Raw genomic sequence first — 11,161 nt, forward strand, 5'->3', positions numbered from 1 at the left:
CTTACCCTGCATGCTGAATTCCACACCTGTTCTAGACCAGGCTGTAATAAGCCGGCTGATTACTGCCAGGTCCATCATTTGGTGCCCTGGCAGGCGGGTGGCTTTACCAACATTAAGAACCTGACGTTCTTGTGCGCCTACCACAACGGGATTAATGATGATGACCCACAAAGGCCTACCGGGCGTGGCTACATGTACCGGCTTAACACCGGGGTGGCCTTCATCCCACCCTGGGGTACACCAATAACAGCAATGCCGGAATACCAAGAAGCACTAGCCAGACTCGCCGCCGAACAAGCAGGACAACCACCAGAGGAACCACCCGACAGCACCTAACACCCCAGCCGCCGAACACAGAAAGGACACCGCCAACCACCTCATCGCGCCTGATAACGGTTCGACCCCGTCAGTCGAAGCTACGCTGACGGGGATACCGGCGATCCCTAACCACGATTCACGCGCTTTCCTCCGAGTGTTAAGCCCTTAAAAGGCGAACCCGCCAACCGGATGAAGATTGACAGGCACATCGGCGATCCCTAGTCGCGGTCCACGTAAAGACAGGACTACGTGGAGGGGCTCCACGGCTCAGACTCCGCGAGGATGAGTTCCTTTATGGTGCCGAACTTGTGCATGGTGCCGCGTGAGAGGTGGACACGGAAAGGTTTTCCGACTTCGCCCTCCTCGATGCGGTGCCAGGCGAAGTCGGTGCGGATGAGCTCTCGATTCTTGCGCTCGATGATGTGCAGGCCGTGGTCGAGGAGGATTGTTTCCAAGTCGGTACGGATGAACCACACGCGGTCCCCCACGCTTCGGCGCTTGAGGCCTGACAGGGCTCGATGGTCCTCGCGCAGGCGGGTGACGGACTCGACAACACCGAACCGGTGATCAAAGCCCTCGGCATCGGCTATGACGAGCGGCCGGCCTGGACCGACAGGGCACAGCGCAGAAACCCGCCACGCCACCGGTTGCCCGAGCTGGCCATCCTTAGACACGGGGCGTACAACCGCCACGCAATCGGACGGAGAAGTGAGCTCGATGTTCGCCCGGTGTTGAGTCGGGGCTGGTGCGGTGGACGGCTGCGTCGAGGTGGATGCGGTGGGCACCTGAGGAGCCAACGTCACCCGGTGAGATGGCGTGATGACGAGCCAGAGGCCTTCGGTGACGAGGTTGGCGTCGAGGGGCACAAGCGGTGGGTGGACGGCAGCCATGGACTCCAAGCGGGTCGTGAGGTCGTCGTCAGGCACGCCCCAGCCGTACCCTTCAGCCGCCAGCATGCCAAACAGGGTTCCCAGGGGAAGATCCGGCTGACCTTCCCACGCAGCGCGCAAGGCGGCGAGGGTGCGGTCAATGCGGGTTGGGTCAAACATGACTCCTAAGCCTAGTAGGCCCGCGATCACCAAAGCCGCCCAACCCCAACAGGGATTGAGCGGCTTTCAGACCTGCTAATCAGGAAGGGCCTTAGGCCCTAGCGAGAATTAGTCGAGGATCTTGGTAACGCGGCCAGCGCCGACGGTGCGGGAGCCCTCGCGGATAGCGAAGCGCAGGCCCTCGTCCATAGCGACCGGCTGGATGAGCTCTACGGACATCTCAACGTTGTCGCCCGGCATAACCATCTCGGTGCCCTCAGGCAGCTTGATGACGCCGGTAACGTCGGTGGTGCGGAAGTAGAACTGCGGACGGTAGTTGTCCATGAACGGGGTGTGGCGGCCACCCTCTTCCTTCTTCAGGACGTAGACGGAACCCTCGAACTTGGTGTGCGGGGTGTAAGCGCCCGGCTTGATGACAACCTGGCCACGCTCGACGTCCTCACGCTTGGTACCACGCAGAAGCAGACCACAGTTGTCGCCAGCCTCGGTGTAGTCCATCATCTTGCGGAACATCTCGATACCGGTAACGGTGGTGGAGGTAGCCTTGTCGCGGATACCGATGATCTCAACGTCCTCGTTGACGTTCAGGGAACCACGCTCAACACGGCCGGTAACAACGGTACCGCGGCCGGTAATGGTGAAGATGTCCTCGATCGGCATCAGGAACGGCTTGTCCAGCTCGCGCTCCGGATCCGGAATGGAGTCATCGCAAGCCTGCATCAGGTCAACGATGGACTGTGCCCACTTCTCGTCACCCTCGAGAGCCTTGAGAGCGGAGATGTGAACGATCGGAGCTTCCTCGTCGTAGTCCTGCTCGGCGAGCAGCTCGCGGATCTCCATCTCGACGAGCTCGATGATTTCCTCATCGTCAACCATGTCGCACTTGTTCAGTGCAACGAGGATGTACGGAACGCCAACCTGGCGAGCGAGGAGCACGTGCTCACGGGTCTGCGGCATCGGGCCATCGGTTGCAGCAACAACCAGGATGGCACCGTCCATCTGAGCAGCGCCGGTAATCATGTTCTTGATGTAGTCGGCGTGGCCCGGGGCGTCCACGTGTGCGTAGTGGCGCTTCGGGGTGGAGTACTCAACGTGGGAGATGTTGATGGTAATACCGCGCTCCTTCTCCTCAGGAGCCTTGTCGATCATGTCGAAGGCGAAAGCGGTGTTCTCCTCCGGGTAAGCGTCAGCCAGAACCTTGGTGATCGCTGCGGTGGTGGTGGTCTTGCCGTGGTCGACGTGTCCGATGGTGCCGATGTTCACATGCGGCTTCGTACGCTCGAACTTCTCCTTTGCCACTGTTTGTCCTCCTGGACTCTATGGCGGCTACGTATTTCGCAGCCACGTGGTTTGTATTGCCATTGGCACTTCGAGCCGAAGCTCATAAGCGCTAATGACGCTTTCTTACGTGCCAGTTACACGATCCTAGATTTATGCCGCAGTTTTTTCAAACTGCCCAAATAGGAGGTAACCCCGCCCATCAGGTGCGGACGTTGACCCTCGACAAGAATCAATTTAAAGGATCCTGGGAGGGTAACGGCCGGCTCAACGCGCAAAATGTTTACGCACTCAGCGGACCGCTACCTCCCCAGCGCTGGGGCTGGTGCCTACTGGCGAAGACTACCAGCCCCACAAGGCAGGGAGTCCATCGGACCCCCTTAAACCTTAGGCCTTGGCGCCGGTGCGCTCCTCGATGATGGCCTGTGCCACGGAGGACGGAACCTCAGCGTAGGAATCGAAGACCATGGTGAAGTTTGCACGGCCTGCGGTGGAAGAACGCAGGTCGCCGATGTAGCCGAACATCTCGGACAGCGGCACCTTAGCCTTAACCACCTTGGCGCCGGAGCGGTCCTCCATAGCGAAGACCTGGCCGCGGCGGGAGGAGATGTCACCGTTGACGGTGCCCATGTACTCCTCCGGGGTGACGACCTCAACGGCCATGATCGGCTCGAGCAGAACCGGCTTTGCCTTGGCGACGGCCTCCTTGAGGACCTGAGAACCGGCCAGCTTGAAGGCCATCTCAGAGGAGTCGACGTCGTGGTAAGCGCCGTCCTCAAGGGTGGCCTTGATGTTCACCAGCGGGAAGCCAGCGACGAAGCCGTACTGCATAGCGTCCTGGATACCAGCGTCGACAGACGGGATGTACTCCTTCGGAACGCGGCCACCGGTGACGGCGTTCTCGAACTTGTAGGTTGCGGACTCGCCCTCTTCCAGCTCTTCCGGATCCGGGTTGTAAGGCTCGATGGTGACGATGACCTTCGCGAACTGACCGGAACCACCAGTCTGCTTCTTGTGGGTGTAGTCCAGGGACTCGACCTTCTTGCGGATGGTCTCGCGGTAGGCAACCTGCGGGTTACCGATGTTTGCCTCGACCTTGAACTCGCGCTTCATGCGGTCCACCAGGACGTCGAGGTGCAGCTCGCCCATACCGCCGATAACGGTCTGGCCGGTCTCTTCGTCGAGCTCGACGGTGAAGGTCGGGTCCTCGGCAGCCAGCTTCTGAATAGCGGTACCCAGCTTCTCCTGGTCGGCCTTGGTCTTCGGCTCGATGGAGACCTTGATAACCGGGTCCGGGAAGTCCATGGACTCCAGGATGATCTGGTTGTCCTTGTCACACAGGGTGTCACCGGTGGTGGTTTCCTTCAGACCAATGACGGCGTAGATGTTGCCGGCATCCGCCTGCTCCACCGGGTTCTCCTTGTTGGCGTGCATCTGGAACAGCTTGCCGATGCGCTCCTTCTTACCCTTGGTGGAGTTCATAACCTCGGTGCCCGGCAGAACCTGGCCGGAGTACACGCGGGTGAAGGTCAGCTGACCGAAGAACGGGTGAGCTGCAATCTTGAAGGCCAGTGCGGAGAACGGGGACTCCACGGACGGCTTACGGGTGATGACCTCATCCTCGTTGCCCACAGCGTGGCCGGTGATCTCACCGACGTCGAGCGGGTTCGGGAGGTATGCCACGACGGCGTCGAGAAGCGGCTGGATGCCCTTGTTGCGGTAAGCGGTACCACACAGGACCGGGTAAATCTCAGAGGCGACGGTCATCTTGCGGATGGCACCCTGGATTTCTTCCTTGGTCAGCTCCTCGCCACCGAAGTACTTCTCCATGAGGGCCTCGTCGGACTCAGCAACGGCCTCGAGCAGCTTCTCGCGGTACTCCTCGGCCTTCTCCTGCAGGTCGGCCGGGATCTCCTCGATGGTGGGCTCGGCGCCGGTCTCGACCTTGCCGCGCCAGGTCACGGCCTGCATGTCGATGAGGTCGACGACGCCGTCGAAGTCATCCTCAGCGCCGATCGGCAGCTGCAGAACCAACGGCTTAGCGCCGAGGCGGTCGATGATGGTCTGGACGGTGAAGTAGAAGTCCGCACCCATCTTGTCCATCTTGTTGACGAAGCAGATACGCGGGACGTCGTACTTAGCGGCCTGACGCCACACCTGCTCGGACTGCGGCTCGACGCCTTCCTTACCGTCGAAGACGGCAACAGCGCCATCGAGAACACGCAGGGAGCGCTCAACCTCAACGGTGAAGTCAACGTGGCCCGGGGTGTCGATGATGTTGATCTGGTTGTTCTTCCAGAAACAGGTAACGGCAGCAGACGTAATGGTGATGCCGCGCTCCTTCTCCTGCTCCATCCAGTCGGTGGTGGAGGCACCGTCGTGGGTCTCGCCGACCTTACGGTTGATGCCGGTGTAGAAGAGAATACGCTCAGTCGTAGTGGTCTTACCAGCATCGATGTGAGCCATGATGCCGATGTTGCGGACCTTGTTCAGGTCCTTAAGCACTTGTTGTGCCACAGTAAATACCCCAACTTAATTGTCGTCGACGCCCGAGCCAGCTTGTGACCGACTCACATAAAATGACGTCTTCATGGATAGGTCTTGGTCTATTTTGCCACGTCCAGGCTTTCGCGTCAGCGTGAGGTCGCAGGGCTTTAAGCCCTACGCCATAAAAAATGGCCCGAACAACGCTATTAAGGTTTAGATTCCGCACCGACTAGCGTGCGCTGCTCCGCCGAAGGGAGCGCGTGCACGCACTGTCAGCGCAGGTAAACGATGATATCGCTGTTCGAGCCATAATGCCGTGTGGCGGGTTATACCGCAGGTATTACCAGCGGTAGTGGGCGAAGGCGCGGTTGGCCTCAGCCATCTTGTGAGTATCCTCACGACGCTTAACGGAAGCGCCCAGGCCGTTGGATGCATCGAGGATCTCGTTTGCGAGGCGCTCGATCATGGTGTTCTCACGACGCTGGCGGGTGAAGGTCACCAACCAACGCAGAGCCAGGGTGTTGGAACGGGCGGGCTTAACCTCAACCGGGACCTGGTAGGTAGCGCCACCAACACGACGGGAGCGAACCTCGAGGTCCGGACGGATGTTGCCCAGGGCCTTCTCCAGGGTGCCGACCGGATCGGTGCCGGTCTTCTCGCGGCAAGCCTCGAGAGCACCGTAGACGATGCGCTCAGCGGTGGACTTCTTGCCGTCCTGGAGGATCTTGTTGACGAGCATGGTGACCTGCTCGGAGTTGTAAACCGGGTCCTTAACTACAGGACGCTTCGGTGCAGCATTCTTACGCATTGTTGATTACTGTCCCTTCTTTGCGCCGTAGCGGGAACGAGCCTGCTTACGGTCCTTCACGCCCTGGGTATCCAGTGCGCCGCGGATAATCTTGTAGCGAACACCCGGGAGGTCCTTCACACGACCACCGCGGACGAGCACCATGGAGTGCTCCTGCAGGTTGTGGCCCTCGCCCGGAATGTAGGCGGAAACCTCGATACCGGAGGTCAGGCGCACACGGGCAACCTTACGCAGAGCCGAGTTCGGCTTCTTCGGGGTGGTGGTGTACACGCGGGTGCACACGCCACGGCGCTGCGGGGAGCCCTTCAGGGCGGCCGTAGCAACCTTGGCCTTCTTGTCGTGGCGGCCCTTGCGGACCAGCTGCTGAATAGTTGGCATAAATCTAGTCTTTCTCTATGACTTCGGCTTGAACTGACCGCTTGACTCGCCCAAACATGCAAAAATAGGGGCTCTTCTCCGGGGCCCTACCGCATGTCCAGAACGCTCCTCAACCAGATGCCGGCTGAGATGTCGATCAGACTTTTCATCCATAAAGATGAAACCTTGGACAGACTACCACCGGCGCGCTGATCTGCCCAAATCCGGCCTGTGGCTCCCCCAGTTGCCTCAGTAACCGGCGCGTACTAGCGCCACTCCCAGGTCAGGTCCGCGTCTACTGCGCGCTCGGCAAAGTGCTCTTTTTCCTGCCGCTCCCACGTTTCGAACCACTCTTCATAACCGGGGTCACGCTCGAGGGCGCGCTCGCGGCGCTTCTCGCGTGGGCCGTCGATGTGCACGGTTACCACGCAGCCGCGCTGCTTGGCGACGTCCACGGTGGCCCCAGTGACTGAACCCACGCCCTCGACGATCAGATCATCGCGCTCATCCACGCTGGCCCAATCCTTCGGCGCGTTGGCCTCCCAATCCCAGCGCCAGTAGCCCGGGTTATTCTCCCGCAGCACTTGCTCCGCCACCATGGCGGAGCCTTCTTCCAACCCGTGCCAGCCGGGGTAGAACTCGTCCAGGTGGACTACCCGCCACCCGGTACGCTCCGCCAGGGCCGCAGCGGTCCAGGTCTTGCCGGCGCCGGAGGGGCCGTCGATAAGCACGGTCACCGGGCGCATCGGGCGCTTGCGCGCTGCCGCGAGCGACAGCACATCGTTTAAGAGCCTGTCCATCTCTGCGGCGTGAGTTTGGGCAGTGTCCTTACCGCCTTCCCGATGGTCCGTGCGGTCCGTGTCCTGCATGTGTTCTTTCACCACTTCTGGGTACGTCTAGCGTGCAGCGTTGCGAGAGTTCGTCCTAGAGTCCGAAGAATCTCCAGGACCCACTGAGAACCGAAACTACCACCGGTAGCGCCGCGAGGCCGGCTCCCACCACCATGGCTAGCCAGTCCCGCGCGACTAGGCGGGAGGGCCGCGCCCACGTGCGCTGGCCACCGCCCGGCGGGGTGCGGCCAAACCCGCGCGCCTCCATCGCCGTGGCCAACTTGCCTCCGCGGCGCAGGGCTAACACCAACAACCCGAAGGACATGGTGATGAGGTGCTTGATACGGCCTTGGTCGCTCAGCCCACGCGCGCGCCGCGCCATGGCGAGGTACTGCCAGTCGGATTTGAACAGCGTCATCATGCGCACCCCGGCCACCGCCCCGATGACAAACCGGGAGGGCAGCTTGAGGATCTGGGAGAGGGCGTCGCCAAGCTCCGTCGGGTCAATATCCCGCGCCAACACCACCATGGGCAGCGCCACCGCCAGAACGCGCAGGGTGATGGCGAGGGCCAGCTCCAGCGAGTTATCCGTGACCGTCATCAGCCACCAGCTGAAGTACTCCCGCCCGCCGGGCTCGCCATAGAGCAGCATCGAGATTCCCGACAGCGGCGCAATAAGAAAGAGGAACCAACCGGCTTTAAACAACCGCGTCCACGACACCCCACAAAGCGGCGCGAAGAGCAGCGTCATTCCCAAGGACACGGCCGCTGAGACCCAGTCCACGGAGAGCAACAAGGGCGTAACCCACACGAACATCAGGAAGATGCGCGTTAGCGGATTCATCCGGTGCAAAAGATCTGTACTAGCCACGGCTCACCTCCACTCGGTGGTCACCCAACGCAGAAATGAACAACGGATCATGGGTCACCGAGGCAATCGTCGTCCCCTCATCCGCCATGCGCCGCAGCAACCACACCAACTCCGTGAAGGTGTGGGGGTCTTGGCCGAAGGTGGGTTCATCAAGGAGCAGCACCTCGGGTGCAGTGACCAACGCCGTGGCCACGGACAGCCTGCGCTTCTCCCCTCCGGAGAGCGTAAACGGGTTGGCGTTGAGCACATGCCCCAGACGCAGCGACTCCACGAGCTGATCAATCCGCTTCTCTGGCACCTCGCGGCGCATGACCCGGGGTGCCACGCGCAGTTCCTCCGCCACGGTGCGGGCGACAAACTGGTGCTCGGGGTTCTGGAAGACGAACCCAATGCGGTCCGCCAACTCCCGGGACTTCCACGTCAGCGGCGAGCCCTTCAGCCCCCGCCGCACGTACTCCGCCACACCAATCTCCCCTGACTTTGCGGGAAGCAACCCCGCCACCGTCATCAGCCACGTGGTCTTGCCCGCACCATTCGGCCCGGTAATCACCGTGGACATCCCCCGGGGCAACGCGTAGCTGCGCGGCGGCCCGAAGCGAGTAACCAGGTTAGTACTCCACAGCGCCGCCGATTCCGGCACTCCCCCAGCGCTGCTTGACGACGTCTCCCCGTCCCCCCGCGCCTGCGGCAGGCCGATCACGGAACGCTGAGCGACAACGCTATCCACCGGACCGTCAGCGACGATGCGCCCGTCCTTGAGCTCAATCGCGCGGTCGAGTACCCCTTCCCACGCCGCGTGTTGATGCTCGACCACGATGAGAGTCGCGCCGGTGCGCTCCACCATGGTGGACACCGCCTCGATGACTTCCAGCGCGCCTTCTGGGTCGAGGTTCGCAGTGGGTTCATCGAGCAGCACCATGCCCGCCCCCATCGCAATAACACCAGCTAAAGCTAGGCGCTGCTTCTGCCCTCCGGAGAGACGCTCCGTGGGGAACGACAAGTCAACATCAGGACCCACCATCGATAGCGCCGCAGACACCCGCTGCCAAATCTCAGGACGCGGATAAGCCAGATTCTCGCAGCCAAAGGCCACGTCATCACCAACGCGTGCAGCAATGACCTGCGAGTCTGGGTCCTGCAGCACCAGCCCCACCGGAATCGTGCGCCCGGGTGGCTCGACGTGCCCGGTGGCATCCTCCAGAAGAATCTCACCTTCGCGGGTACCTTCATCATCCCCACCAAGCACACCCGCAATGGCCGCCAGCAAGGTGGATTTCCCGGACCCGGAATCACCACACAGCAGCACCTTCTCCCCCGGCGATACAACCAAGTCAATATCAGCCAGCGCCGGCGCACGCCTCCCCGCGTGCGTCCAGCCATAGCCACGAGCCACAAGCTTCGTGGCCCCAGTACTACCCAGATCAGCCATCAACTAAACCAACACTTAAACCAACACTCGTCTAAGCCCTGTGCTGCTCGCGCCCAACCGCGAAGCGGTCCAGCGCACCGGTCTTTGCAAGTGCCTGAACCACGAAATAGCCCACAGCTCCCGCCAACACAGCGCCGGAGATGCTCAGCGTTACCAAGTAGATGATGTTGAACTGCAGGGTCTTGCCCAGGTTTCCGGAGGTAAACAGCTCCAGCACAAACGCGCCCCAGCCCGCAGCCATGCCGCCGAGCATCGCGATGCCCAGGCCAAAGCGGCGGTAGAGGAAGATAGCCAAGACAATCTCTACTCCAATGCCCTGGGCAATGCCGGAGTACACAGTGCTCGGACCCCACTGGGAGCCCAGCACCGCGGACACGATGGCCGCCAGCAACTCCACGTAGAGTGCCGCACCCGGTTTGCGAATAACCAATCCGCCGATGACGCCGCCAATCAACCAGATGCCGGTAGCAATTCCACCCAGGCCCGGCGTGAGCGAATTCATAGCTTCAAACCAGGCATATCCCACCGTGTTCCATGCCAGGAACACGAATCCGCACGCCACGCCCAGCACCGAAGCCACCACGATGTCAACAATGCGCCAGTTCAGTTTGCGCGGGGCAGCACCATTCGCAGTTGCGCCGTCATTAACAGACGCGCCATGAGATACAGAGTTCATTATTCCTCCCTTTCGCCGGCATTATCCGGATCAGGTTCGACGGTTCGCCGCTGCACTGCGGCGTCTCAGCCTCCTCAACTAACCCACGCAAAACCCGGAGAACACAAGTGAAGTGAAACCGGACTAAGCACAATCGCGGTCAACGAGGAAGCACCCGTGACGATGTGTAATTAAAGCCGCCAGCTACCAAAAGCGCTGGCTAAATGCTCTTCAAAAGCACTGTCAGCTTAGCAAGCCCCACCCACAAGAGCACATCTACCTCTACCTGATGGGCAAAGCCGCATTAGGACTCTCTCTGCAGAAAACGAAAGCACCCCGCCGCGTCCTCTGACCTACGCGACGGGGTGCCTGCACACCGGCAAAAATCCGGTGGCCATGAGTCTCCACTCTTACAGCTTAAGGAAAGGAAAAGCTTCGGCAGAGACCCAAGACTATGTGAAATAACGGGGTGTATTTCGGAGCTATCAAACAAACACAATCGAGCAATGAACCAGGCCACACCGCCGAAGCTTTGAGCTCCGGCAGTTATGGCCTTGGTCATCAACTCTCAAGTTGGGTGGGAGGTTAACGCACCTCCCAGGGCGGTGTTATTAGAGGAAACACATCCTGCGTTTCTCCTACTTGGAGGAACCGTTGGAAGAACCTGCACCCGGAGCACAAGCATCAGCGATAAGGCCGATAGCCAAAGCACCAGCAGCAATCAGAGCCACAGCACCAGCAACCTGCTGATACTCAGCACCGAAACGCTTCAACTGCGCATCAATACCAGCAACCTTGCCAGCCAGCGGGCCATTGAACACACCAGCCTGCTTCTGCAGCTGAGTATTCAAATTCTGAATCTGCTTATTAATCGGAGCAACAAAATCCTTCAGACCCGGAATATTCATCTGGGAAGCCAGGCCAACCGGAATCAGGAACAGCAGCGGGATACCAACACCAAGGCCAGTGTTAATGCAACGCGGAGACAGGTTTGAAGAACCATCCCAATCAGAAGAATCATCCGGCTTACCAGTGTCATCCTTGCCCGGCTCGGTGATCTTGATATCAACCTCACCGAC

Annotated in this window: 10 protein-coding genes, 1 pseudogene and 1 riboswitch; of the genes and pseudogenes, 1 reads left to right on the forward strand and 10 read right to left on the reverse strand. The window is 60.5% G+C overall.

Features of this window, described 5'->3' with window-relative positions:
• A partial coding sequence (locus HMPREF2822_RS13660) for an HNH endonuclease signature motif containing protein (RefSeq protein WP_232755594.1) occupies nt 1-336 on the forward strand: 336 nt, incomplete at its 5' end.
• 227 nt (nt 337-563) lie between these two features.
• On the opposite strand, the gene HMPREF2822_RS05030 is transcribed toward HMPREF2822_RS13660, so the two are convergent.
• The 10 genes and pseudogenes from HMPREF2822_RS05030 to HMPREF2822_RS05075 all read right to left on the reverse strand — a co-directional run.
• Nucleotides 564-1,367 carry a hypothetical protein gene (locus HMPREF2822_RS05030; RefSeq protein WP_070521775.1) on the reverse strand — a complete coding sequence of 268 codons (804 nt, stop codon included), beginning with the start codon at nt 1,365-1,367 and terminating at the stop codon, nt 564-566.
• Between the two features lie 108 nt (nt 1,368-1,475).
• Nucleotides 1,476-2,666, reverse strand: a complete 1,191-nt coding sequence (tuf, locus tag HMPREF2822_RS05035; protein ID WP_070521778.1) for an elongation factor Tu — start codon at nt 2,664-2,666, stop codon at nt 1,476-1,478.
• A 366-nt stretch (nt 2,667-3,032) separates the two neighbouring features.
• Complete coding sequence (gene fusA / locus HMPREF2822_RS05040; protein ID WP_070521781.1) at nt 3,033-5,162, reverse strand: elongation factor G; 2,130 nt, start codon at nt 5,160-5,162, stop codon at nt 3,033-3,035.
• A 310-nt stretch (nt 5,163-5,472) separates the two neighbouring features.
• On the reverse strand, nt 5,473-5,940 hold the full coding sequence (rpsG, locus tag HMPREF2822_RS05045; protein ID WP_070521784.1) for a 30S ribosomal protein S7: 468 nt from the start codon (nt 5,938-5,940) through the stop codon (nt 5,473-5,475).
• Nucleotides 5,941-5,946: 6 nt separating this feature from the next.
• On the reverse strand, nt 5,947-6,318 hold the full coding sequence (gene rpsL, locus HMPREF2822_RS05050) for a 30S ribosomal protein S12 (RefSeq protein WP_005286791.1): 372 nt from the start codon (nt 6,316-6,318) through the stop codon (nt 5,947-5,949).
• 245 nt (nt 6,319-6,563) lie between these two features.
• The gene (locus HMPREF2822_RS05055; RefSeq protein WP_255362890.1) at nt 6,564-7,097 is read right to left on the reverse strand and encodes an isopentenyl transferase family protein; all 534 of its coding nucleotides are present in this window, start codon (nt 7,095-7,097) and stop codon (nt 6,564-6,566) included.
• A gap of 124 nt (nt 7,098-7,221) precedes the next feature.
• Nucleotides 7,222-7,971: an energy-coupling factor transporter transmembrane component T family protein gene (locus HMPREF2822_RS05060; protein WP_070521805.1), complete on the reverse strand. Its 750-nt coding sequence runs from the start codon at nt 7,969-7,971 to the stop codon at nt 7,222-7,224.
• A 19-nt stretch (nt 7,972-7,990) separates the two neighbouring features.
• Complete coding sequence (locus tag HMPREF2822_RS05065) at nt 7,991-9,427, reverse strand: ABC transporter ATP-binding protein (protein WP_070521790.1); 1,437 nt, start codon at nt 9,425-9,427, stop codon at nt 7,991-7,993.
• A gap of 31 nt (nt 9,428-9,458) precedes the next feature.
• Nucleotides 9,459-10,103 (reverse strand): ECF transporter S component, encoded by a 645-nt coding sequence (locus HMPREF2822_RS05070; protein ID WP_070521793.1) that lies wholly within the window; start codon nt 10,101-10,103, stop codon nt 9,459-9,461.
• A riboswitch (TPP riboswitch) is annotated at nt 10,092-10,271 on the reverse strand. It overlaps the preceding gene by 12 nt.
• Before the next feature lie 449 nt (nt 10,272-10,720).
• Nucleotides 10,721-11,161 (reverse strand): annotated as a pseudogene (locus HMPREF2822_RS05075) (hypothetical protein); the annotation flags it as partial.

This window comes from Corynebacterium sp. HMSC062E11 (assembly GCF_001811845.1).
In the GTDB taxonomy this organism is placed as follows: Bacteria; Actinomycetota; Actinomycetes; order Mycobacteriales; family Mycobacteriaceae; genus Corynebacterium; species Corynebacterium hesseae.